Genomic DNA, 24,272 nt, shown 5'->3' with positions numbered 1-24,272 from the left:
ATGCCAGGCAACAGAAGCACTTGAGAGAGGGTGGCGTTTAGAGTGGTGAGCATGGCGCTGAAGGTTTCCTGGGCGTTAGAGCCGTTGTGATGATGTCAGATTATGGCGTTGCGTGCCTAATCCGACTTACTGCGCTCATTCAAATAGCTGATCATTCTAATAGCCACGGCGGATGTCGCTTTCATGTGTTCGATGCAGGCTTGCCATGCTTGCTCTTCATCGTTGGCGCGTATTGCAGCGCCTATGCAGGACATTTCTTTCAGCGTATTTTTGATACGGCCAGTGCTAAGGATGGACGTTGCGCGCAAGCGTGAGATTTTGCCGTGTAATTCATTCAGGCTGTCTTTCAGCACTCGGTTATAACAACCTTCAAGTAACGCTTCGTAGAAAAGCTCGATGGCTTTTAATTGTTCGCCAACATTTTGCTTTTCTACAGCCAACGCCAAATCAAGCAGGGTTTGATCTAGCTTTTGCCTTTGGGCAGGGGTAGCCATATTGATGAAGTTTCTTGCGGCCAATCCCTCCAGTACCGAGCGCACCTGATAGATGTCCGCAGCTTCCTGCACTTCAAGCGTTGCCACGCGAACGCCTCGATTGGGTTGGTTCGTTACGTAGCCTTCTTGCTCCAGTAGCTGCAATGCTTCTCGCACCGAGGATCGACTGGCTTGTGTTAATTCACACAAGGCCTTTTCTGTAAGGTGTTCACCCGGACGAAGGTTTCCGGCCAGAATTTCTTCTCTTACTTTTTTGGCAACTTGTGAACGTTTCAGTGTCATGGTCTAAGCGTAAACCAATACGTGTATGAGGTTATTCGGAAAACAAGGTTGTACCACTGCCTGCAAGTGTATCTCCCATCTATAAGTCCTTGTATGGTAAATTGTCTGACAATGTATATAAGATTGACTGTTGAAATTAATGAGGACGAACGATGAGCCACTGGGCAGATCCGAAATATCAAGTGCTTTCAAATGCCGAAATATCGGACGCGTTGGATTACTTTGGATTGCCAGGTAGCGCTCACGGGTTATCGGTCGTCACAGGGGCGCATCGCATAATGGGGCCAGCCTTTACCGTGCGCTTCGCTCCGGTTGATCCGGGCGCAGTGGGCACGGTTGGCGATTTTATTGACGACGTCCAAGAAGGCGATGTCATTGTCCTGGACAACTCCGGGCGTACAGACTGCACCGTATGGGGCGGCATTCTTAGCCAAATCGCCAAAGCCAGGGGTATTGCCGGCACCGTTATTAACGGAGTTTGCCGAGACTCGGATGAGGCCGTTGAGTGCGCCTATCCCATTTTTAGCCGTGGTGTATTCATGCGCACTGGCAAGGATCGCGTCCAGGTAGAGGCCGTCGGCGCAAGCGTTTCGCTGGGCGAAGTACGCGTCAACCGCGGCGATATTGTTGTTGGCGACCGAGACGGCATCGTCGTGATACCGCTGGCCAGGGTCACAGAAGTTCTTGAGCGTGCATTACAGACTCACTTGGTAGAAAAAGACATTCTGAAAGCCGTTATAGATGGTTCAACCCTGAAAGCGGCCAGAGAAAAGCTTGGTTACCACACACTGCAACGACGTAGATGATATGGGTATGTCCGAACAATATTATTCAGGAGATGACAATGCAAAAAAATCAGCGACAAAATAAAAAAATGAAGATCTTGACGACCATGGTATTCACCGCCTTGGCTATGGCAGCAGGTAGTTCGGCATGGGCCCAGAAGCTTGAGTGCGCCAACGTCACGATTGTTTCTCCCTATCCACCTGGCGGCACTACCGACATACTTGCGCGCATGCTTGCGCCGACCATGCAAAAAGAACTGGGTGTACCCGTTATCGTCGATAACAAGCCTGGCGCCAGCAGCAATATCGGGACTGAGTTTGTAGGGCGCGCCAAGCCTGATGGCTGCACGCTGCTATTGGGAAACAATACTGGCGTCGTCATTAACCGTAACCTGTATAAATTGCGCCTGGACCCGGTCGAAAGCTTGACCCCTATCGCCGAAGTGGCGGCCGTGCCGCTAGTGCTATACGTCAACCCATCCAAGCTGGCGGCCACCACTCCTGGTGAACTATTGGACGAATTAAAGAAAAACCCCGAAAAATACAGTTTTGCATCGGGCGGCAGTGGCAGTCCTCAGCATTTGGCGGGCGAGCTGGTTAAGCAAAGCAAGTCGGTTGAAATGCTGCATATTCCGTATCGTGGCCAAGGTCCCGCTTTGACTGACGTTATTGCAGGGCATGTTCCTATCGCCTTCGAAACAACCACAGTGCTATTGCCTCATATCAAGTCGGGTGCCGTGCGTCCTTTGGCCACCACCAGCGCAACCCGAACCAAGGTCTTGCCCGATACTCCCACCATGGTGGAGTCTGGTTTCCCCGGGTTTGTCATTGAAAATTGGTATGGGGTTTTTGCTCCTGCGCACACCCCACAGCCTATCGTCGAACAGCTTAACAAGGCGGTAAATATTGCCTTGCTGGCGCCGAACTCTGTCGAGGCGCTAAATAAGATGGGCTCGTCGGATGTTGCCAGCTCGGCGCAGCAGTTTACCGATTTCATTGCCAAGGAAGCGCCTGTGTGGACGGAAGTGGTCCAGCGGTCCGGTGCAAAAGTAGACTAACCCCAGACGATCTGGATATATTTTTGGAGACATCCGTAATGGATACCTTAGCTCAACTATTCGAGGGTGTGCCCTCGTCGATTATCAGCGATTCGATGCGTAGAATTGCCGGTGCATACAGCCTTGTACCCCGGCATGCTAGCGGCGGCCTGGTGGGAAGCGCCTATACGGTCAAGGTGCGCTCCGGCGATAATTTATACATCCATGACGCGCTGCGCAAGATCAAGCCGGGCCAAGTGCTGGTGGTGGACGGCGAAGGTCATGTTGATCGCGCCTTGGTTGGCGAAATCATGATGAGTGTTGCCAAAATGCGCGGTGTTGCGGGCTTTGTCATCAATGGCGCCATTCGCGACAGCGATGCTTTTAAAACTCACAATTTTCCTTGTTACTCCAAAGGAATAACCCACATCGGGCCTTTGAAAAATGGGCCGGGCGAGCAAGATATTGCTGTGGTGATCGACGGGTGTGTTGTTAACCCTGGCGACATTGTGGTGGGTGACTGCGATGGCGTGGTCTTCATTCCACGGGCTTTTGCGCAAGAAGTTGCCGCGCTTAGCCGTAAGAAAATCTCTGTAGAGACAGACGTCTTGGCTGGAATTGCCAAAGGTGTTTACGACGATGCCTGGATCACGGCCGCGTTGGATGCGCAACTGGTTTAGTTCGCCTTGCATCCCTTTTCCCCAAGTGATTTTAGTAAAGAGGACCATGACGTGATGATTTCTAATTCTGTTTCCAGTAAGTTCAAGCGTGCTATTGCTGCCGCTTCAGTAGGTTTGATCGGTGTTGCGGCCGCTTCTGCCAGCGTTGCCGCTACCTACCCAGAGCGCGCCATCAAGCTGATTGTGCCGTGGGCTCCCGGCGGGGCCACTGATGTGCTGGGGCGTTTCATTGCCAAAGGATTAAGCGAACGCATAGGTCAGCCGGTCGTCGTAGAGAACCGTAGTGGGGCTGGCGGGAACATTGGCACATCGGCATTTGTTCGCGAAAAGGCCGATGGCTACACCTTGTTGGTTGCCACAAGCTCAACAAATGCAGCCAACCCTTATTTATATAAGCAACTAGGCTTTAAGCCTGAAAGCGACTTCGCACCTGTTGCGTTCGTGGCTTCGATTCCCAACGTACTGGAAGTCAACAAAGACTCCAAATACACCACGTTTCAAGAGTTGCTCGACGCGGCGAAAGCTAAGCCTGGCGTCTTGAACTACGGCTCTGCAGGCGTAGGCTCATCGCAACACCTGGCTGCTTCGCTGTTAAAGCACCTGACGAAAATGGACATCGTTCATGTCCCTTACAAAGGCAGTGGCCCAGCCGTGTCCGACTTGCTGGCCGGTCAGTTTGATTTCATGTTGGATACCGGGTCAGTCGGGCAGGTCAAGGGAGGGGCATTGCGTGCCTTGGCAGTCGCTTCTGAAACACGTTTAGCCGCTTTACCCGATGTTCCCACCTTCAAGGAGCAAGGTCTAGAGGGTATGAACGCGTCGGCCTGGTATGGCATTTTGGCGCCAGCTGGAACCCCCACTGACATCGTAGAACTGCTGAACAAAGAAATTAATGTGGTGGTGCAAAGTCCAGAGGTTAAGCAACGTCTGGAAGGGATGGGTGCCCAGGTTCCAGACGCACAAACTTCCGAACAGTTTTCTATGTTCATGGCTGATGAGCTCAAGCGTTATGGCGAGCTGATCAAAATATCGGGCGCCAAAATGGAGTAACGATGCGTTGACGCTAGTGAAACGCAAGTCGGATTAGGGCCTTCGGCCCGTAATCCGACACCAGCACCCGACCCTGGCAATAGGGTGTTTGTCTCAGACCCAATCTCAACTCCCCCAAAAAAACCGTTGACACCAACCCCGCCTTTCCGGCAATATGAACAATCGTTTGCTCAAACGCGGACGGATCGACATAAAAAGGGAGCAGGCATGACCAAACAGGCGTCTTTCAATAATGTTGGTGGGGCAGAAGCGGGGCTACCGCCTGGCTGGCGCGTGGAAGACCTTTCCGCGCCAATATGCGCAGCCTTTGCCGATATTGTCGGCACGACCTACTTCCTGACGTCGCATGCGGACCGCTACGCTTATTGCCGTGACCGCCTTCCTTATGGTTTGTTTCGCCTGCGCGGCGGCAAGTTGCCCTGTACCTTGCCCGCTGCCATCGTCTGTCCTGCTGATGAAGCCGAACTGATCGCTATCGTCAGCCTGGCAATCAGGGAAAAGATTGCGCTGATTCCTTTTGGCGCGGGGTCGGGTGTGTTGGGTGGAACCATTCCGCTTAACTGCGAGGTGGTTGTCGACCTTAAACGCATGAATCGTATTGTGGCGTTGAATGATCTCGACGGCACGGTAACGGTGCAGGCGGGCATGAACGGCGGTCAGTTTGAAGAGGCGTTAAATCAGCGCGGGTATACGTCGGGGCATCTGCCTCAATCCATCTATATGTCCACTGTCGGCGGCTGGGCTGCTTGCCGTGGGGCGGGGCAGGCGTCATCCCGTTACGGCAAGATCGAGGATATTGTTGTGGGGCTAAAGGCGGTGCTGGCAAACGGGCAGTCATTGGACGTTCGGCCGGTTGCGCGTCGGTCTGTTGGCCCTAGTATCAAGGATATGCTGGTGGGGTCCGAGGGTGTATTCGGGTTCATCACACAGTTGACCATGCGTATCTGGCGTTTGCCGGAGCACGAGCTGGGGGTCGTGTTGGCTTTCCCCACGCTTGATGCGGGTTTTGATGCATTGCGGGGCATCATGCAAAGTGAACTCAGGCCGATGGTGATGCGTTTGTACGATATGGAAGAAAGCCAGCAGCGCACGGCAAAATTGCCTGTGTTCAGGGAAAAGCCGATTCTCTGTATTTTGAAGTTCTCGGGCCTGCATGAAATGGCTGAGCTGGAACGCGATCTATCGGTAAAAATTTGCCAGTCCCATGGCGCCGTGGTGGCGGATTCTTCTCCTTACGAAGAGTGGGAGAAAAATCGCTACAGCTCATACTCGATCAAGTGGCAAACCGAAGGCTACTTCATGGACACGATTGAAGTAACGGGCACCTGGAGCGGCCTGTCGGCCATGTATGCCGAGATCAGTCGCGCTGTGCACGCCTTGCATCCCGAGTTTTATTTTGGGGCGCACTGGTCGCATATCTATTCTGAAGGCGCCTGCCAGTACATGACGATGCGCCTGCCGCCGATGGACGAAGGGACCGCCTTCGCGTTGCACCGCCAGGCCTGGGACACCGTCGAGCGCCTGTGCCTGGCACATGGCGGCTCTATTGCGCATCATCATGGCGCGGGCCTGTTTCGAAACCAATGGTTGCGGGAAGAGCTCAACACCGGAATGGATTTATTGCAAATATTAAAAGACGGGATTGACCCCGATAACCTGCTGAATCCGGGGAAATTGGGATTGCGGCCGGCCGTCGGCGCCGATACTGTCTGATCTGGGTTTATTCACGAATCGTTTATTCCAGGAGTGGTCATGGCCGTTACCGAAGAGGCACGCACCAAGCTTTATACCTGTGCATTCTGTCCCAATATCTGTCGTCCGTCGTACCCGGCCCAAGACCCTGTGCAGATCGAGTCGCAGACGCCGTCCGCGTTGTGCTTGCTGACTATCGCGGTGCTGAAAAAGCAATTGCCACATGATGACGCGACCAATAGCGTACTAAGCCGGCGCGCTGCCGCTATTGCCAGTCGTGGGCACTGCGTCTATGGCATGGACATCCCCGCGCTGCTCGACGACGTGCTAGCTGCGACGGAGGCCTGACTCATGCATGGCACAGGCGGAAATCCAGAAGTGTGGTTGATGGGCATTGATATGGGGGCAGGCAGCTTAAAGACCATGGTCGTCAGTAGCCGTGGCGAAGTCGCCGGTAGTGCATCGGCGGACATTACGACGCATTCCCCGCAAGTGCGCTGGAGCGAACAAAACCCCGAAGACTGGTGGCGCGCTCTATGCACGACGGTGCCCAAAGCGCTTGCGCAGGCGGGTATTGGGGCCGATGCGATCGCGGCGGTGTCGTTTAGCGCGGGTGCGCATACTCCGGTATTGGTAGGCGAACACGGCGACGTGTTGCGGCCCGCTATTTTGTGGAGCGATCAACGCAGTGGTGATCAGGCAAACCGCCTGCAGCAACAGCATGGGGATCGCATACTTGAGTTGTCGCTGAATCGTCCGACCCCTACCTGGACGATGCCGCAATTGCTTTGGCTTAAAGAACATGAGCCTGAAGTGGTCAAAGCCACGCGCCGTGTCTACATCGCCAAAGATTGGCTGCGCGCCCAACTGACTGGGGATTGGGTTACCGACCGCACCGAAGCGGTTGGGACATTGCTTTTCGATGCGACACGTAACGAGTGGTCGGAGGCGCTTTGCGCCATGATTGGGTGGGACCGCTCGACCTTGCCGCCCATCACCTCGCCCAAAAGCATCGTCGGTCACGTCAGCGAAGCAGCGGCGCAAGCCTCGGGGTTGAAAGCCGGCACGCCTGTCGTGTGCGGTACATCGGACACGTCAATCGAAACGTTTGGCGCGGGTTCCGTGTGCCCGGGCGATGGCACGATCAAGCTGGCGACCGCAGGTACGGTCAGTGTGGTGGCCGAGCAGCCCAGGGTGGATCCCAGCCTGATTAATTATCCGCTGGTTGTGCCGGGACTTTGGTACTCCATCAGCGGTACGAATAGCTGTGCGTCGGCGCATCGCTGGTTGCGCGACAAGTTCTTCATGGAGCCCGGAACCGATGGCAGCGCGGCCTTTGCCGCCATGGACGAGATGGCAGGCACGATCGCGCCGGGCGCGGAAGGGCTGCTTTTTCATCCTTATCTGCAAGGAGAGCGCGCGCCTTATTGGGATCCGTTGTTGCGGGCCGATTTTGTCGGACTGACCTTTGCGCATGGCCGCGCCCACTTGGTGCGTGCGTTGTATGAAGGTATTGCCTTTGCTTTGCGCGATGTGCTGGAGCAATTCCGCGTACTGGGCATGCCTATTGCCCGGGCCCGGATTATTGGCGGTGGTGCGCACAGTGCGGTGTGGCGGCAAATTGTTGCCGACATACTCAACTTGGAAGTGTTGCTTCCCAGAACGGTGGACGCCTCTTTTGGCGCGGCGCTGCTGGCCGGTGTGGGCGTAGGGGTTTTCGCCGACGAGCAGGCAGCGGCCGCATGCGCTGAAGTCATTGCCTGCGCGGCACCGGATCCTGATCGGGTGGCCTTTTACGACGAGCTTTTCACGCTGTACAAGCAGGCGCAATCGGGGTTGGAGAAAGTGAATCATGGCCTGGCCGGTTTAGCGGTTCAACAGGCGGTTGCCGCGTAGGCGGCGAGGTAAAGCATGGCAGATATTGTTCTCGATCAGGTACATAAGCGTTACGGATCCTTGACCGTGGTCGAGTCCATGTCGCTCGATATCAAAGACGGTGAGTTCGTCGTTTTTGTTGGGCCGTCTGGCTGTGGGAAATCGACTACCTTGCGCATGATTGCCGGTCTGGAAGACATTAGCGGCGGCAGGATATCTATTGGCGGCCGGGACGTCACTAATCTGGAACCTAAAGACCGGAATATCGCCATGGTTTTCCAGAACTATGCCTTGTATCCCCATAAGTCTGTCTACGAGAACCTGGCCTTTGGCATGCGCATGCGTAAAACGCCCAAGGCGGAAATCGAGCAGCAGGTGAAGTGGGCGGCCGAAATGCTGGGCATAGAAAACTTGCTGGATCGCAAGCCGCGCCAGTTATCGGGAGGGCAAATGCAACGCGTGTCGTTGGGACGGGCGCTGGTGCGTAAACCTGATGCTTTTTTGCTGGATGAACCGCTATCCAATCTTGACGCCAAGTTGCGTGTCCATATGCGCGAAGAACTCGGCCTGTTGCATAAGCGCATAGGCACCAGCATGGTGTATGTGACGCACGATCAGGTCGAAGCGATGACGCTGGGCGACAGGATAGTCGTCATGCATGGGGGCAAGGCCCAGCAAATAGGCACGCCATTGGAAATTTACGATAGTCCGGCGAATGTGTTTGTAGCCGGCTTCCTGGGCGCGCCGGAAATGAACTTTATCGATGGCAAGGTCTGTATCAACGAGGGCAAGCCATGCTTTCGTGCGGCTGACTTCGAAATTGCCTTGCCCGAGCACCGGCTTAGCGGCCAGGCAGTGCGCCAGGAACGGGCCGCGACACTAGGCATACGGCCGGAGCATATACGCCTGGGCGCTGCAGAGGCAGCGGCAACGTCGTCCACTGGCAGTAAGGCGGCCGGCGACCCCATCCATATCCAGGGCAAAGTAAGGCTTATTGAACAAATGGGCGCCCAAACGGTGCTGGTTTGTTCGACGCCTGCGGCGCAGCATCTGCGCGTGTTGTGCGAGCGGCTGCATGATGTGGCCGTTGCCGCCCCGTGCACGCTTTCAGTGCAACCTGATCGTATCCACCTTTTTTCCAAAGAAACCGGCGAAAGCCTGTTAAGTCCCTAGCATCATCACGGTAGTACCTGATAGCAGCACATCTTCAAAGAAAGATACGCCATTTACCAAAAAAGGGCGTTTAAGCGCCTACACAGGAGACAACAATGAAATATGACAATAACAGTGCTTCCTCCGCCGGCACCTCTTTTAGTGCCAAGCGCCGTACCTTGTTGATGGCGGCAGCTTCCGGCGCAGCGGTATTGGGGGCGCCCGCCATTCATGCCCAACAGCAAAAGACCATCCGCTTTCTGAATGGCGAGCCGTCGCGCGATTCGGTGCAGGCTTTGCGGAATGCGGCAGACGAATATGAAAAGAAAACAGGCGTCAAAGTCATTATCGATACCGTTCCGTCGGATGATTCCTTTGGCAAGCTGCAAGCTGCCATTTCATCGGGCAACTCGTATGACATCGGAACCCTGGCCTTTGCCGGGCACGTGTTGATTCTGGCAGAGGCGGGCAAGCTGGTTCCCATTACATCGCTGGTAAACCGCCATAAGTGGGGCCCGCGCATTACCTACCCCATCAATAATGAAGATTATTGGTACCCCTATGACTACAACTTTTGCTGGCTCTACTACCGCAAAGACCTTTATCAGCAAAAGGGCCTGAAAGTACCTGACACCTGGGATGAAATGGTGCATAACGCCAAGGCGCTGACTGGCGACAACGTCTTTGGTTCGTCACAGCCCTTGGGCGCCAATCAAGCCGCGCAGTGGATGTCGCTGGGTTATATGTGGGCCGATGGCGTGGCTATGCTGGACGACAATTTCAAACTGATCCTGGATAGCCCGGCCATGAAGCCCAAGGTCATCGGCTATCTGGACATGATGAAGCAGCTGTATCCCACGATGCCTCCAGGCATGACTCAAGCAGTGTTCGCCACCGTTCTGGGTCAGTTTTCAGGCGGGCAGATCGCCCATGCGCCATACGCTGGACGCTTGATGGAGGTGTTGGAGCAACGGGCGCCTGATCTGGCCGGCAAAACAGGCGTATTCATGTACCCCGATAGCGCGGGCAAGAGCAAAGCCGTAAACCATGGCTATGACGGATGGGTGGTGCTTGATACGCCGCAACGCGAAGAATCGCTGAAGTTCATGGAATGGTTTACCGAGAACCACTATATTAATTTCCTGCATTCGGCACCGCTGCACTTCCAGCCGGCGCGCATGGACTTATACGATGATCCGCGCTGGCTGGCCAACCCGCTGATCAAGAAACATGCAGAACTCGTCGAGTTCATGAAGAGCATTCTGACTCGCAAGGACGTCATTATCAGGTCGGTCGATACCGAAGGACCAAAGATCGATTTGCGGCCGGCCAAGATGTTTGAAACCTACGCCATCCTGGAAGCGGTCCAGAACCGCCTGCTCAAAGACATGCCGGCAGAAGAGGCATTGGGCATTGCGGCGGCGAAGTATCGAACGGTTTTGTAATGCAGTCCTTTAAATCCGCCAGCGATCGCCGACTGCTTGTTGTCTTTATCGTCTGCGTGTCGGCGACGCTGCTATTGATTCTTGGGCCGGCGCTGTATGCCATACAGCTCAGTTTGTTCGAGGCGAAAACCTTTGTGTCGCCGCGAACCTGGGTGGGGTTTGCTAACTATGCCCGCATTATTGTCGAGCCCGCTTTTTGGCATGCCCTGGGCATAGGGCTGGTGTTCTCGATAGCGTCTATCGCCCTGCAGGTTTTGTTGGGCATTGCCTTTGCGCTATTGCTGAACCAGGCCTTTCCGGGCAGGGCATTGATGCGTGGGGTGGCAATTTTGCCTTACCTGTTGCCCACGGTCGTTATCGCCATTACCGCCCAATGGTTGCTGGACGGCAGCCTGGGCTTATGGACGCACTGGGCCCAGAGCCTGGGCTTTGGCCGACCGCATTGGTTCGAGAACCCTGTCTCGGCCATGCTGATTGTGATTCTGGCCAGCGTCTGGACATGGACGCCGTTTGTCACGATATGCTTTCTGGCCGCTTTGCAGACCGTACCGGTTTCCCAATACGAGGCCGCGCGTGTCGATGGCGCTGGCCCCATCATGCGCTTTTTCCATATCACGCTGCCCATGGTTGCCCCGATGCTGATGGTTGTGATTTTGTTGCGCAGCATCTGGATGTTCAACAAGTTCGACATTATCTGGTTGTTGACCAAGGGCGGGCCATTAAGCGCCACGGAACACCTGCCGATACTGGCTTACCGCAAGGCCTTCCTGCAGTTTGATCTGGGGGGCGGCGCCGCAGTTGCCACCTTGTCCTTTCTCTTGTTGACCGTGCTTTTGGCGATTTACTTCCATTTTGTACCGCTAGACGAAAAAGAGGCCAAAACATGAACGGAAAACGTACCCTTGCCGGGCGCGCAGGCTTGTTCATCGGGGTGTTGCTGATGGGGGTCTGGTCGTTCTTTCCTATCTACTGGATGATGGTTTCCAGCATTCGGCCCGAGCGAGACCTATTCAGCGCGCCCACGCTGATTCCGGCAACGATAGACAGTGGCCTGGCGTCTTACCGCAACCTGCTGGGGCTGACCGACTATTGGCAGCAGTTCATGAACAGCCTGTTTGTGGCCGGAGTGGTGGTGGCGATCAGCTTGGTAGTGTCAGTCATTGTCTCGTATGTGATCTCGCGCTACCGGGTGCCTGGCAAATCCTTGATTATCGGAGGCATGCTGTATGCCTACATGTTCCCGCCCATGCTGCTGGCAATACCGCTGCTGGCGATTTTTGCGCGCTGGGGCATGGCCGACAATTTGATGGGCGTGATTGTCGCGCACTGCACGATGACGATACCCCTGGGTGTTTGGCTGTTGTGGGGCTTCTTCAAGGCAATGCCCATGCACCTGGAAGAAGCGGCCATGGTCGACGGTTGCACGCGGGTGTCCGCCTTTTTCCGCGTGGTGCTGCCGTTGTCATTGCCGGGCATCGTGACCGTGGCGATTTTTTCGTTCTTGTTGTCCTGGACCGATTACGTGTTCGCCTTTGTGCTGGTCAGCAGCGACAGCCTTAAAACCCTGCCCGTGGGCCTGGCATCCATTCTGGGGTCTTTCGATGCGCGGTGGGGCGAACTGATGGCCGGCGCCACCCTGATTACCTTGCCGTTGCTGGTCATGTTTTCGTTATTGAGTCGTTATTTCATTCAAGGTCTGGCTGCTGGCGCAGTAAAGGGGTAATGCATGGATTTTAAATTGAAGGGCAAGGTGGCGCTGATTACCGGCAGCGCTCGCGGCATAGGCTATGCCGAAGCCCAATTGCTGGGTGGGGAAGGCGTAAGCATTGCTGTGAATGACATCGACGCCGAGGCGGCCCGCGCCGCCGCAGATCAATTGCGCCAGCAGGGGATAGCTGCATGGCCCGTGGCGGGCGATGCCAGCAATGAAGACGATGTACAGGCTGTAGTGAACGGAGTTATAGGCCACTACGGACAACTGGATATTTTGGTGAATAACGCCGGCATAGGCGTCAAGCCCAGCTATACGGTCGAAACCATGCCGGCTGAAGCCTGGGACGCCATGATCCAGTCCCATCTGCGCAGCACCTTTTTGTATACCCGCGCGGCAATTCCCCACATGCGCAAAGGCGGTTTCGGGCGCATCGTCAATACCTCGTCCATGAATTTCACAGGCGGGGGGCGCCCTGGCGTTTCCCATTATGCGGCCGCCAAGGCCGGCATTTCGGGCTTTACCCGCACCGTGGCGAAGGAAGTGGGCGAGTACGGCATCACCGCTAACGCGATTGCCCCTGGTTACGTCGAAACGGCGTTGATTGCCGGCTTTAGCGACGACATGCGTCAACGTCTGTATGCCCAGAACCCAACAGGGCGGACTTGCAAGCCGGAAGAGGTGGCGGCGCTGGTTACCTTCCTGGCGTCGGAACAAGCTGCATTCATCAATGGGGCCTTAGTCTGCATAGACGGCGGTCGCCGAGATTTTTACTGGGGCGATTGATGACCAAAGTCATAGGGTTTCCAGGGCGATACCTACAAGGCCCCGACGCCATTCTGCAATTGGCCACGTTATTGCAAGAGTTGGGCTGCAGCAAGCCAATGCTGGTGGTTGATGCCGCTATCCGTATACCCGTGTGGGAACCCGTTGCCGCCCAATTGGGCGTCGATATACCCGTGCTGGAATTTCCGGGGGAGTGCACCGCAGCCATTATCAGTAGCCTTACCCAGCAGGCGCAGTTGGCCCAGGCGGATTGCATCGTGGGGTTCGGCGGCGGCAAAACCATAGACACCGCAAAGGGCATCGCGCGTGAATGCAATGCTCGGCTGATTATTGCGCCGACCATTGCCTCGAATGATTCCCCCACCAGCCGCCTGATCGTTCTTTACGATGACAAGCACAAGGTCAGCGAGGTGCGGCTAATGAAGCGCAACCCCGACGCTGTCCTGGTGGATACCGCTATCGTGTCGCGGGCACCGGCCAGGTTCTTCGCCGCAGGCTTGGGCGATGCGTTAAGCAAGAAAGACGAGGTGGCGCAGTGCGAGCAGGCAGGCGGGCGCAATTTTTTTGGCACCCCGCCATTGGCGACAGCGGGGCTGTTGGCGCAGCAGTGTTACCGCATCATCAAAGAATACGGCCCTGCCGCGCTACAGCAGATCAATGATCATCATGTTCCCAACGACGATGTCGAACGCGCCGTGGAAGCCACCGTCTTATGGTCAGGGTTGGCGTTTGAAAGCGGTGGCTTGTCTATTGCCCATGCATTGACCCGTGGGTTTTCGGCCCATGCGGGCATGGCTAGCTATCTGCATGGCGAAATGGTGGCGTTTGGCAGCATTGTGCAGATGTATGCGCAGCACGAACCCGCAGCCAGCATCCAGCAGCATGCGCGTTTTGTGCATCAATTAGGGCTGCCAGTATGTTTTGCTGATTTTCAGGGCTTTACGCCCACGCGTGAAGAGGTGCTTGATATTGCACGACTAACGTGTCTGGCGCCGTATATCGGCAATATTACGCCGCCGGCCGGCCAGGACAGCATTGCGGCTGCGCTAATGGCCGCCGACGCGCTGGGATCGAGTCTGATAGCAAACCGGTCTTGTCCATAAACGCGATAAGCGGTCAGGTCTGATCAGGACCCTGCCGCAGGTGCCGGTGCGGCAGTGGACGAACGCAAGATAAGCTCAATAGGGTCGAACTGCTGCTTGGCCTCTTTGCGTTGACCATCGATCAGGTCAATCAGTGCCTGGGCCCCTTCATAGCCCATTTGCTCGACCGGCAAGCGTACTGTGGTCAGCTGAGGGAACATGACCTCGGCCATGGGACCATCGTGTACGGTAATGACTGACATCTGTTCCGGTACCGAAATCCGGTTGGCGTGCAATACCATCATGGCGCCGGTTGCCGCGGTTAAGGTCAACGGAAAAACGGCAGTGGGCAAAGGCTGGTTTTTGGCCAGAATGGCTTTCATCGCTTCGGCGCCGCCGGCAACGGTATAGCCAGACACCGCTACCAAATCAGGGTCGAAGGGTATGCCGGCTTCTTGCAGCGCATCGCAGTAGCCTGCGAAACGGCCCAGCCCGGTAGACGGGTTAACTTGCCCCGACAAATGCGCGATGCGTCGATGGCCAAGCTTGATTAGGTGTTGCGTAGCTAGGCGCGCCGCAGCCCGGCTATCAAAATAAAAGCAATTGCGCACGCCCTTTACTTTACGGTTAAGCAAAATGAAGGGAACCCCGGCATGCTTAACGGCACGCAAAATGGCGCTATTGTCGTCCAGGGTCGTGACCAGCAAGCCATCGACCCGGTTCGTGCGCACGATACGGGCGTACGCCGCATCGTCTGCCGCATTTTCTTCTATGTGCGCAATAACCAGGGAATAGCCGCGTTCAAACGCAGCGCGTTCGGCGCCCAGAATGATCTGATAGTAAACAGGGTTGTCCAGTTGCGGCACGGCAATGCCCAGCGAGTACATGCGCGAAGTCCGCAGCCCGCGCGCACTTAAATTGGGCTGGTAGTTCAGGGTTTGCGCCGCTGCGGTAATGCGCTGGCGGGTTTCCTCGCGTACGCGTTGGTTCTTGTTGCCACCCAGCACACGGGAGACGGTCGAAACATCCACACCTGCCAACGCGGCGACATCACTTAACGTGGCAACGGCACCTCGTTTTTGCATGGATTATTTGCCTGGTATCTCGAAGAGGGAATTATAAGGGAAGGGCTTGTGACTTTGCCCGTTTCAGTACTTTCCCTAATAGCTTCGTAATTAATACAAAATTAGAATTCGTGTACATAATATCTGGATTGCATACAAAATAGATGGATAGCACACAAAAAATTCCGACCGGCCAATCCGTATATGAAGATGTAAGCGCCTTGCTGCGCGACATGATGTCAGACATTACCGAGCCGGTTCGTGTCAGGGAAGAAGATCTTGCGAATCAGTTAGGGGTTAGCCGTACCCCTGTGCGCGAGGCGTTAATCCGACTCGAAAGCACGGGCATGGTAAGCCTGCGACCAGGCCGGGGGGCGTTATTAAGCCCGGTGACAAACGAGGAATACATTGAGTGGCTCCAGTTGCGTGAAGTCCTCGAAGGTTTTGCAACGCGCGAAGCGGCACTGAACGCATCGCAGCGGGATGTCGAGCGGCTTCGTGCGATTTTCGAACCTTTCTTGAATATCGAAGAATCAAAGTTTGCTGCGGATGCCTATGCCCAGGCTAATGTCGCCTTTCACAAAGAAATCATAGCCCTCGCAAACAATCTGTTGCTCGAGCGCGTATGGGCTGCGTTCGGTCATCGCCAGACAACATATCGGCGCCAGACCATCAAGCGTCTGCATCGTTGCAGCGACTCTTTGCGAGAGCATTTGGCCATTATCGATGCCATCGAACGGCGCGATGCCGATTTGGCAGAAAGCTTGGCAAAAGCGCATGTGCACACGCTTCATGTCGCTTTTAAACAATCCTTGGCTAGCCCATCAGGCGGCTGAACTGAGTTTAATCCGCTAACTGCGAAACCTACATTTGAGTACCGTATGAAATTTTTAAGTTTTGCCGATCAAGGCCAGCCGCGGCTGGGTGTGCTGACAGACGGTGACAGGGTGATAGACCTCACCGCACTGCTTCGATCAAACCCAGAGCACGGTTTGGCGCAGGTTCCAGTGAACGTTAATGAACTAATTGGTTTGGGGGATGACGCGGTCCCGCGTATACAAGCCTGTCTCGAGAACGCTCAGCTAGCTGACCAGGTTTGGCCTTTATTGAGCGAAATTGACGTGTTGCCTCCGCTGCAGATGACTAAAAACGTCTTCTGTGTGGGCCGTAATTATCGCGAACACATTATTGAAGGGAATCTTGCCCGAGGCCGGCCAGCCAATACTTTCCCGGAAGCTATCGAATTCTTCTCGAAACCGCCCACGGCCGTCATCGGACACGGAGCGAATGTTCGGCGGTATGCCAACCTGACTGACAGCCTCGACTATGAGGTGGAATTGGCAATTGTTATCGGCCGACGTGGCACAAACATTTCGCGCGAGGACGCGTTGCAGTATGTCTTTGGCTACACCATCGTCAACGACATTACGGCGCGTAACCTGCAGCAACTTCATGGTCAATGGCTGAAGGGCAAGAGCCTGGACACAACCTGCCCCATGGGCCCGGTGGTTGTCCATTGTGCGGCGGTCGAGAATGCAAACAACCTGGACGTTTCACTTACGGTGAACGGAGAACTTCGGCAGGCTGACAACACGTCATCGATGATATTCAGCATCGAAACCATTATCGAGCAGCTTTCCGCCGGGCTGACCCTGGAGCCCGGGGATGTTATTGCCACTGGAACGCCCAAGGGCGTCGGGTTTGCTATGACCCCACCACGTTGTTTGAACATCGGCGATGTCGTTTCAGCCACGGTGCAGCACATTGGCACCCTAACCAACACCATTGCCGCCTGACGCGGGCGCACGCGCGTTTCCGCAAACGCCAAGGAGATTTTTTATGACCATACCAAAAGAACTTTTACCCTATGCGACCGGCGAACTCGCCTCTCGCTACGTAAACGTCGAGCAGCTGCCATGGAAGCCGACGCCCACGCCGGGCATTGATATGAAAATCCTGCTGGACGTTCCTGAAACGGGATTGTTGACAGCGCTGTTTCGGTGGGAACCGGGCACAGAGCTTCCCTTGCATGAGCACGTCGAAATCGAGCAAACCTATGTGCTGAGTGGAAGCATTGTTGACGATGAAGGCGAAGTGCTTGAAGGCAACTACGTATGGCGTCCAAAAGGTAATCGCCACATTGCCCGTTCACCCAATGGCGCATTAGTCCTTTCATTCTTTCTTAAACCTAATAAATTCCTCGAAGGCTCATTAGCCGGGCAGGAACTGAAATAGCGTGCCTTGCACGCTCCCCATCTAAAAGCCAAAAACGCTAAGAGGAGACATGATATGTCGTTCCAAATGAAGAGTATCTTTACCTATGCAGCTGCGGTCGTTATGGCCAGTTTGTCGTATCAAGCCGCTGCTGCAGACGTTCAAGAGCGTCGTATGAAGTTCAGCTATCCCGTCAGTCAGACGAACCCCGTTGGCATGGCGACGAATAAATTCATCGAGATCGTTGATAAGAAGACGGACGGGAAGTTCAAGATTACCGGTTATGCCGATGCTCAGCTGGGCAACGAGATCCAAGCCATGTCGTCGGCGCAGGGGGGGATCATCGAATTGACGGTAGTGTCTACCGCCGGCGCGGCCAATAACGTCAAGGAACTTGGCATTTTCGATCTGCCGTTTCTTTTCCAGACGGTAGAAGAAGCGGATGCCGTCATTGACGGGCCTGTCGGCAAGACCTTGCTCGATAAATTCGCAGACAAGAACCTGGTAGGCATGTGTTATTGGGATTACGGTTTCCGCCAAGTCACGAACAGCAAGCACCCGATCAAGAATCTCGAAGATTTTCAGGGTTTAAAGCTTCGTGCTCTGCAAAACAGCATTTATTTGGATACGTTCAAGGCGCTCGGCGCCAATCCGCTGCCTTTGCCTTACCCCGAAACGTACACGGCCTTGGAAACCAAAGCCATTGATGGCCAAGAGAGTGCGTATTTGGTCACTAAAAGCAGCGGCTACCAAGAAATTCAGAAGTACCTGACAGAAACAAAGCACGTTTACCTTCCAGCAGTAGTGATGGCGAGCAAGCGTTTCTGGGATCGTCTGAGCAAGGATGAGCAAACCATTTTGCTCGACGCCTGCACTGAATCCCAAGCGTACCACCGTCAAGTCAGCCGCGAGATGGAAAAAGACGTGGTTAAGGAACTCATTGCGGCCGGCCTTGAGTTCAACACTATCGAGCCGAACGAAAAAGCACGTATGGTCAAAGCAACTGACGCGGTTACCGAGAAATACAAAGCAGCACTCGGAGCTGATCTGGTAGATCAAGCGTTGGCGTCAATTCAAAAGGTTCGCGCCCAGCAGTAATAAAGAAACAGGCGTGGGCGGTTGCCCGCGCCTTTAACGAAGGACATCAGAGATGTCAAAACTAGTTCAAGCCTACTTCAGGCTATTAAAGATAATCATTGTCACTTGTTTGGCCGCCATGGTGGTCATGGTGTTCTCAAACGTTGTCATGCGTTATGCCTTCAATAGCGGGCTTCCGGTTTCCGAGGAGCTTTCACGATGGTGTTTTGTATGGCTGACTTTTCTTGGGTCTATTCTGGTATTGCACGAGCGCGCGCATTTAGGCGTTGACATCGTAATTCAGGCATTGAGGCCGATGGCTCGCAAGGTATGCCTGATCATTGCCACGTTGTTGATGCTATACGCGACGTGGCTGATTCTGGTGGGCAGCGTGGATCAGACCAGGTTGAATATGGGCGCGACTGCGCCTGCAACTGGCCTCTCGCAGGCATGGTTTTTTGGCGTCGGGGTTGTATTCGCGTTATCGACGGGCGGCATCTTGTTGCATCAGCTTTATGTGCTCATCAAGACACCTTCTGAAGCTATCGACACAATCGCCAGCAATACCGAACCAAGGGCCGAATAATGACTTTAGTGATATTTATTTGTGTATTGTTTGGTGGCTTGGCGATTGGCTTGCCGGTGGCCTATTCGCTGATATTGACTGGCGTCGCCTTGATGTATCAGCTTGATTTCTTCGACGCCCAAATCGTCGCACAGAACTTGCTGAACGGAGCCGACAGCTTTCCGTTAATGGCTGTTCCTTTTTTCATGCTCGCCGGCGCCATTATGAACGCTGGAGGGCTGTCGCAGCGAATTGTCGATCTGGCCCTTGCGCTTGTAGGTCATATTAAAGGAGGCCTTGGCTACGTCACCATATTGGCGGCATGTATTCTTGCCAGTCTTTCCGGTTCCGCTGCTGCAGACGCCGCTGCGTTGTCCGCTTTGCTAGTGCCGATGATGATGAAAGCGGGCCATTCAAAAGGCCGTTCTGGCGGGCTTGTCGCGTCCTCAGGCATTATTGCGCTTGTCATCCCGCCTTCTATTGGACTGGTGATCATTGGCGTTACGGGCAACATTTCCATTACCCGGCTGTTTATGGCGGGTATATTTCCGGGCATTCTGATGGGGCTATCGCTGTGCGTTACCTGGTGGCTGCTTTCGCGGAAAGAGAATATTCAGCCCCTCCCTCGCATCGAGCGCAGCGTTGTGCTGAAAACAGTACTCGAAAGCTTTTGGGCCTTGATGCTCCCCGTCATTATTATCGTGGGTCTGCGGTTTGGCGTGTTCACTCCGACAGAAGCCGGGGTCGTTGCAGCAGTTTATGCCTTGCTGGTCGCTACGTGTATTTATCGCGAACTCCGTTTGCCTGAGTTGTACTTAGTGTTTTTAGACTCAGCAAAAATGAGCGCCATGGTGATGTTCCTGGTAGCCGCTGCTTTGGTCTCTGGCTGGATGATCACCATTGCCGGGTTGCCGCAACAAGTCACTGCGATTGTCGAGCCTTTTAAAGATTCCCCCATCTTGCTCATGTTGGTTATCGCTGGCTTGGTTCTCGTCATCGGGACCGCGATGGACATGATCCCCATTATCCTGATTCTGATTCCCGTATTGTTGCCTTCTATCGTCGCTGCCGGGATAGATCCCGTGTATTTCGGAATCGTCTTCATGCTGGCATGTTCTATCGGGCTGATTACGCCTCCAGTGGGGGCGGTGCTGAACGTTGTGGCGGGCGTAACGCGAGCCAGAATGGTGGATCTCATCGTGGGAGTATGGCCGTTCCTGATTGCACAGTGCGTAACATTGATATTGCTTATCCTGTTCCCACAACTCGTTTTGACGCCGCTCAAATGGATCATGGACTAGGGAATGGATAAGACGAATGCTCGTTCGCTGCTACAGTTTTCCGGATCTTACGCCGTTGTTACGGGCGCAGGTTCCGTCGCGGGTATCGGCTATGCCACGTGCGAGTTGTTGCACGAGCTTGGCGCGAAGGTGTTTGCCATGGACAGGGTGTTTCAAAGCGGCACGTCAGTACCGTGGATGCAACTGGAATGCGACGTTTCCGACCACGATGCCTGTCGTGCGGTCTTTGAAACAATAGGCGAGCATGTTCCCGCTGTCGACGTATTGGTGAATAGCGCTGGGATTATTGCCGCGACGCGTGTCCCTGATCTGACTGCTGCGGATTTTCAGGAAATGCTTCAGGTCAATACAGTGGGCGTATTCAACGTGACGCACGCTGCCCTGGAGCTGATGAAACGCAGAGGGGCTGCCATAGTCAATATCGCATCGATTGCGGCCCAGCGCGGTGGCGGCATTCAAGGGGGAGCGCACTACGCGGCCTCGAAGGGCGCGGTTGCGAGCTTCACCAAGGCCTGTGCAAGGGAATTCGCAGCATCCGGTATCCGGGCCAACTACATCAATCCTGGCGTAATAGAGACAGGCATGACGCAGGGAAAGTTTTCTCCGGATCAGGTTAACGGCATGCTCGCGCAAATCCCCCTGGGGCGCCTGGGGAGTCCGCGTGACGTGGCCTACACGGCCGCTTTCCTGTCATCTCCCGCTGCTGCGTACATTACGGGCACCTCCGTGGATGTGAACGGCGGTTATCACATTTATTAATTGAGCCCCAGGACTTTGAGTCCTCTTCGATCAAGGGATATATCAACATGCAGAATGATTTGGCGGGCTGCCGGGTAATGATCTCTGCCGGCGCCTCCGGCATTGGGCTTGCTATTGCAAAAGCATTTGTGGCGGAAGGCGCGAACGTCCATATTTGCGACGTTTCCGACAAGGCACTGAGCGCGGCAAAAGCTGACTTGCCAACTGTCGGAATATGCAAGGCGGACGTGTCGGTTGTGACGGAGGTCGATGCTTGGTTCGAACACGCGTTAAGTGAGCTCGGGGGCCTGGATGTGCTGATTAATAACGCCGGCATTGCAGGTCCAACAGCGGGTGTTGCGGATGTGTCGGTCGATGACTGGGACAGAACCATGGCCGTCAATGTTCGAGGGCAGTTTTTGTGTATACGCCGCGCGATCCCCGCCTTACAGGCGTCTAACAGGGCGGCCATTATCAGTTTGAGCTCTGTGGCCGGCCGGCTGGGTTACCCCTTGCGCACGCCCTATGCCGCATCAAAATGGGCCGTAGTCGGCATGGTGCAAAGTCTTGCCATTGAACTTGGCGAACAAGATATTACCGTGAACGCGATATTGCCAGGCATTGTGGAAAGCGAACGCGTAAAAGAAGTGGTTACCGCCAAAGCGCGTGTCCGGGGCATCACCGAAGATGAAATGCGCAAAGAGGTCTTGGAACATGTCGCGTTGCACCGTATGGTCCCCATGCAAGACATCGCGGCAACGGCATTGTTTTTAGCTTCGCGAGCAGGTCGCAGCGTAACAGGTCAATGCATGAATATTTGCGCCGGTGTACAGACATTGCGCTAATGGCGCTGCCCTATTTATAAAACAGTACACATTTAGGAGCCAAGGAATGGCGGCTGATTATCTGACAGCGACGTTTGGTTTACAGGGGCGCACAGCGCTTATTACCGGTGCGGCTTCTGGCTTGGGTTATGCCATCGCATGCAGCCTTGGAAGTGCAGGCGCGCGTATTGTGGTTAATGACTTATCCGACGCCATTTGCGCCGAAGCGGTCGAGAAACTGAGTATGCAAGGGATCGCTGCTTGTGGCGCGCCTTTTGATGTGTCCGACGCACACTCGGTGAATGAGGCTGTTGCGCGCTTGAGCCAAGATGGCTGGAAACCGGATATCTTGGTCAGTAACGCAGGTAATCAGAATCGTATGCCCGTGATTGATCAGGCGCCCGAGGCCTGGCAGTCGCTGTTCGACGTACATGTCAATGGCGCATTCAACTGCGTGCGAGCCGTACTTCCCAATATGCTGGAAAAGGGCGACGGACGGATCATTCTCATGTGCTCAGTGGCAGCGCTGGCCAGCATGCCGGGAATATCAGCGTACTCCGCGGCAAAAGGCGCATTGGCAGCCTTCACCAGGTCTTTGGCCGTTGAGTATGGCGGTAAAGGCATAACCTCCAACGCATTGGCGCCCGGGTTTGTGCGGACGAAGTTTACCGTGGCGCTACAAGAGCGTGACCAATTCAATGACTTTTTGCAAGACTCCGTTCCTTTGGGGCGCTGGGCACAGCCTGAGGACATTGCGCCAGCTGTGGTTTACCTTGCATCCCGCGCAGGGAGTTTTGTGAACGGCCACGTGCTTGCCATCGACGGTGGGCTGCTGGCGCAGATGTAATTGACACAGTCTTTCATTTTCTAGGAGTTTTAATGTTTCAGCATATCGTCATGATGCAGTTCAATGATCGTGTTGACGATCACTTCTTCCGAACCGTGGACGAGTATGTCCTACGCGTGAAGAATGAATGCGAGGGCGTGCTGCTTTACCACTTTGGCGAGAATATAGCGGACCGATCCCAAGGTTACACACACGTGACGAGTTCATCATTCATAGACTCGGCGGCCCACGATGTCTACCAAGTCAGCCCTGCTCACGTGGCGATGAAAACGTTTATGGCCGACTATATTGAGCGCGTGGTGGTATACGACGGCACTGTGCCTCGATTCACGACTTGATCTTTGCTGGCGGCTCGGTTGCAGACGAGCGCCTATGGATGCTCAGGTAATGCAATTCTGCTTTCAATTTCTCGTGATGGCTAATCGAATCAAGAATAATGCCTACGGCCAGCAGCAAGAACGCTATCGTTTCAAGTGCGGCAGCCAGCACTGCGGAAGCTACATGCGTTATGTACCGAGTACTGAACCAATCGTCGAACACGGGCACGGCCACTATCAAGCCAGCAAGGGCACAGATTATGCTTAGTGCCATGAAGAAAGCCAATGGGCGGTAGTAGCGCAGGATCTGCACGATGGTAAACAGCACCCGAATGCCATCTGAAAACGTATGCAGCTTGGAGACACTGCCTACGGGGCGGTCACGGTATTCCACCGGTAGTTCAACAATGCGCATTCGGCGATGCAAGGCATGCAGCGTCATGTCTGTGTCGATCTGGAAGCCTTCCACCAGAATAGCGTAGGACTTGACGAATGATCGGCTGAAAGCCCGATAGCCGCTCATAATATCGACCAATGAGGCATTGAATAGGCGGTTGACCAGCCTTTGAACCAGAACATTCCCAAAACTATGCAAAGGGCGCTTGTTCTCTGATGCGTAGTGACCTCCGGAGTGCCTGTCGCCCACCACCATTTCTGCATCCCCGTTCAAAACAGGGAGAATCAGATCATGAATTCGGTTCGCCGGATAGGTTAGATCGGCATCGGCAAGGACATAGACGTCGGCGTCGATGTCCAGAAAAGCGCGGCGCACCGCATTGCCTTTCCCCTGTCTGGCCTCGCGAATGACTGTACCGGCGGCCCCTAAGCGTTCTAATGTATCCGCAGCGATCCGGCCAGTCGCGTCTTGCGAGTTATTGTCCACCACGACGATCTGGGCATCGGGCATCTCGGCATGAAATGCCTCAATGGTGCCGGCGATGGTCTGTTCTTCGTTGAATGCAGGCAATATGATAGCGATTCTAGGCATCATTGATTTCATTAGATTATGTGTTTTGGGATGTAGGTGAGCTGATAGACTTGTATCTTTCTCCCTTGCTTGATTAGGCGTTCATGCTTTTCGATGTAATCAAGGTCCATGCTGTAGCGACTTTATTCCTGTTGCATTGCGGCGTCGTTGGGTTCGCGTCACTGCAACCCTTAAGTTTGTGGGAATCGCCGCAAGCGCCAAACAGTAATCGCTACATTAAATGGTTTTTTGCCATCAGCATAGGCTGTTTGGTAAATATCCTGGTT

General features: G+C 54.7%; 26 protein-coding genes. 23 read left to right on the top strand and 3 right to left on the bottom strand.

The features are described from left to right. Positions 1 to 116: 116 nt before the first annotated feature. Entirely contained in the window at positions 117 to 776 is a 660-nt protein-coding gene (locus tag ABWO67_RS10765) for a GntR family transcriptional regulator (RefSeq protein ID WP_353151562.1), read from the bottom strand. Positions 777 to 928: 152 nt separating this feature from the next. On the opposite strand from ABWO67_RS10765, the gene ABWO67_RS10760 reads away from it, so the two are divergent. The 13 genes from ABWO67_RS10760 to ABWO67_RS10700 all read left to right on the top strand — a co-directional run bounded on the left by ABWO67_RS10760 (position 929) and on the right by ABWO67_RS10700 (position 14,092). After that, positions 929 to 1,582 (top strand): RraA family protein, encoded by a 654-nt coding sequence (locus ABWO67_RS10760; protein ID WP_353151559.1) that lies wholly within the window; start codon positions 929 to 931, stop codon positions 1,580 to 1,582. 38 nt (positions 1,583 to 1,620) lie between these two features. Then, positions 1,621 to 2,619 carry a Bug family tripartite tricarboxylate transporter substrate binding protein gene (locus ABWO67_RS10755; protein WP_353151556.1) on the top strand — a complete coding sequence of 333 codons (999 nt, stop codon included), beginning with the start codon at positions 1,621 to 1,623 and terminating at the stop codon, positions 2,617 to 2,619. 38 nt (positions 2,620 to 2,657) lie between these two features. Further along, on the top strand, positions 2,658 to 3,278 hold the full coding sequence (locus tag ABWO67_RS10750) for an RraA family protein (protein ID WP_353151553.1): 621 nt from the start codon (positions 2,658 to 2,660) through the stop codon (positions 3,276 to 3,278). Positions 3,279 to 3,332: 54 nt separating this feature from the next. Next, positions 3,333 to 4,328, top strand: coding sequence for a Bug family tripartite tricarboxylate transporter substrate binding protein (locus tag ABWO67_RS10745; RefSeq protein ID WP_353151568.1), 996 nt, complete (start codon positions 3,333 to 3,335; stop codon positions 4,326 to 4,328). Positions 4,329 to 4,535: 207 nt separating this feature from the next. Beyond that, positions 4,536 to 6,041, top strand: a complete 1,506-nt coding sequence (locus tag ABWO67_RS10740) for an FAD-binding oxidoreductase (protein ID WP_353151550.1) — start codon at positions 4,536 to 4,538, stop codon at positions 6,039 to 6,041. A 39-nt stretch (positions 6,042 to 6,080) separates the two neighbouring features. Next, positions 6,081 to 6,368 carry a hypothetical protein gene (locus ABWO67_RS10735; protein WP_353151547.1) on the top strand — a complete coding sequence of 96 codons (288 nt, stop codon included), beginning with the start codon at positions 6,081 to 6,083 and terminating at the stop codon, positions 6,366 to 6,368. 3 nt (positions 6,369 to 6,371) lie between these two features. Further along, a complete protein-coding gene (xylB, locus tag ABWO67_RS10730; RefSeq protein ID WP_353151544.1) occupies positions 6,372 to 7,916 on the top strand; it encodes a xylulokinase in 1,545 nt (514 codons plus the stop codon). A 15-nt stretch (positions 7,917 to 7,931) separates the two neighbouring features. Then, entirely contained in the window at positions 7,932 to 9,068 is a 1,137-nt protein-coding gene (locus ABWO67_RS10725; protein ID WP_353151541.1) for an ABC transporter ATP-binding protein, read from the top strand. A gap of 95 nt (positions 9,069 to 9,163) precedes the next feature. Beyond that, the gene (locus ABWO67_RS10720) at positions 9,164 to 10,492 is read left to right on the top strand and encodes an ABC transporter substrate-binding protein (protein ID WP_353151536.1); all 1,329 of its coding nucleotides are present in this window, start codon (positions 9,164 to 9,166) and stop codon (positions 10,490 to 10,492) included. Then, a complete protein-coding gene (locus ABWO67_RS10715; RefSeq protein WP_353151528.1) occupies positions 10,492 to 11,379 on the top strand; it encodes a carbohydrate ABC transporter permease in 888 nt (295 codons plus the stop codon). Before ABWO67_RS10720 ends, ABWO67_RS10715 begins: the two co-directional genes overlap by 1 nt. Next, positions 11,376 to 12,215 (top strand): carbohydrate ABC transporter permease, encoded by an 840-nt coding sequence (locus ABWO67_RS10710; RefSeq protein WP_353151525.1) that lies wholly within the window; start codon positions 11,376 to 11,378, stop codon positions 12,213 to 12,215. The genes ABWO67_RS10715 and ABWO67_RS10710 overlap by 4 nt, the downstream gene beginning before the upstream one ends. 3 nt (positions 12,216 to 12,218) lie before the next feature. Further along, entirely contained in the window at positions 12,219 to 12,989 is a 771-nt protein-coding gene (locus tag ABWO67_RS10705) for an SDR family NAD(P)-dependent oxidoreductase (protein WP_353151522.1), read from the top strand. Further along, the gene (locus ABWO67_RS10700; protein ID WP_353151519.1) at positions 12,989 to 14,092 is read left to right on the top strand and encodes a glycerol dehydrogenase; all 1,104 of its coding nucleotides are present in this window, start codon (positions 12,989 to 12,991) and stop codon (positions 14,090 to 14,092) included. Before ABWO67_RS10705 ends, ABWO67_RS10700 begins: the two co-directional genes overlap by 1 nt. A gap of 23 nt (positions 14,093 to 14,115) precedes the next feature. On the opposite strand, the gene ABWO67_RS10695 is transcribed toward ABWO67_RS10700, so the two are convergent. Further along, on the bottom strand, positions 14,116 to 15,156 hold the full coding sequence (locus ABWO67_RS10695) for a LacI family DNA-binding transcriptional regulator (RefSeq protein WP_353151516.1): 1,041 nt from the start codon (positions 15,154 to 15,156) through the stop codon (positions 14,116 to 14,118). A 143-nt stretch (positions 15,157 to 15,299) separates the two neighbouring features. Between ABWO67_RS10695 and ABWO67_RS10690 the strand changes: the two genes are divergently transcribed. Genes ABWO67_RS10690 through ABWO67_RS10645 form a run of 10 tightly spaced genes read left to right on the top strand, consistent with a single transcriptional unit; the run spans position 15,300 to position 23,039 of the window. Beyond that, the gene (locus ABWO67_RS10690) at positions 15,300 to 15,971 is read left to right on the top strand and encodes a GntR family transcriptional regulator (protein WP_353151513.1); all 672 of its coding nucleotides are present in this window, start codon (positions 15,300 to 15,302) and stop codon (positions 15,969 to 15,971) included. A gap of 45 nt (positions 15,972 to 16,016) precedes the next feature. Then, a complete protein-coding gene (locus tag ABWO67_RS10685) occupies positions 16,017 to 16,931 on the top strand; it encodes a fumarylacetoacetate hydrolase family protein (protein ID WP_353151510.1) in 915 nt (304 codons plus the stop codon). Positions 16,932 to 16,974: 43 nt separating this feature from the next. After that, complete coding sequence (locus tag ABWO67_RS10680; RefSeq protein ID WP_353151507.1) at positions 16,975 to 17,370, top strand: cupin domain-containing protein; 396 nt, start codon at positions 16,975 to 16,977, stop codon at positions 17,368 to 17,370. 6 nt (positions 17,371 to 17,376) lie between these two features. Then, positions 17,377 to 18,447, top strand: a complete 1,071-nt coding sequence (locus tag ABWO67_RS10675; protein ID WP_353151504.1) for a TRAP transporter substrate-binding protein — start codon at positions 17,377 to 17,379, stop codon at positions 18,445 to 18,447. A gap of 52 nt (positions 18,448 to 18,499) precedes the next feature. After that, positions 18,500 to 19,012, top strand: coding sequence for a TRAP transporter small permease (locus tag ABWO67_RS10670; RefSeq protein WP_353151501.1), 513 nt, complete (start codon positions 18,500 to 18,502; stop codon positions 19,010 to 19,012). Then, entirely contained in the window at positions 19,012 to 20,292 is a 1,281-nt protein-coding gene (locus tag ABWO67_RS10665) for a TRAP transporter large permease (RefSeq protein WP_353151498.1), read from the top strand. Before ABWO67_RS10670 ends, ABWO67_RS10665 begins: the two co-directional genes overlap by 1 nt. A 3-nt stretch (positions 20,293 to 20,295) precedes the next feature. Then, on the top strand, positions 20,296 to 21,051 hold the full coding sequence (locus tag ABWO67_RS10660; RefSeq protein WP_353151494.1) for an SDR family NAD(P)-dependent oxidoreductase: 756 nt from the start codon (positions 20,296 to 20,298) through the stop codon (positions 21,049 to 21,051). A gap of 47 nt (positions 21,052 to 21,098) precedes the next feature. Continuing rightward, the gene (locus ABWO67_RS10655; protein WP_502929998.1) at positions 21,099 to 21,875 is read left to right on the top strand and encodes an SDR family oxidoreductase; all 777 of its coding nucleotides are present in this window, start codon (positions 21,099 to 21,101) and stop codon (positions 21,873 to 21,875) included. Positions 21,876 to 21,921: 46 nt separating this feature from the next. Next, positions 21,922 to 22,701, top strand: a complete 780-nt coding sequence (locus ABWO67_RS10650) for an SDR family NAD(P)-dependent oxidoreductase (RefSeq protein ID WP_353151491.1) — start codon at positions 21,922 to 21,924, stop codon at positions 22,699 to 22,701. A gap of 32 nt (positions 22,702 to 22,733) precedes the next feature. Continuing rightward, positions 22,734 to 23,039, top strand: a complete 306-nt coding sequence (locus tag ABWO67_RS10645) for a Dabb family protein (RefSeq protein WP_353151488.1) — start codon at positions 22,734 to 22,736, stop codon at positions 23,037 to 23,039. Here ABWO67_RS10645 and ABWO67_RS10640 read toward each other — a convergent pair. Then, positions 23,029 to 24,009, bottom strand: a complete 981-nt coding sequence (locus ABWO67_RS10640) for a glycosyltransferase (protein WP_353151485.1) — start codon at positions 24,007 to 24,009, stop codon at positions 23,029 to 23,031. The two genes, ABWO67_RS10645 and ABWO67_RS10640, sit on opposite strands and share 11 nt — an antisense overlap. Between the last annotated feature and the right edge of the window lie 263 nt (positions 24,010 to 24,272).

Origin of the sequence: Pollutimonas bauzanensis (assembly GCF_040393045.1) — a bacterium.
Taxonomy (GTDB): Bacteria; Pseudomonadota; Gammaproteobacteria; order Burkholderiales; family Burkholderiaceae_B; genus Pollutimonas; species Pollutimonas bauzanensis_A.
Note: the sequence above shows the minus strand (reverse complement) of the source record. Positions and strands in the feature narration are given on the sequence as shown.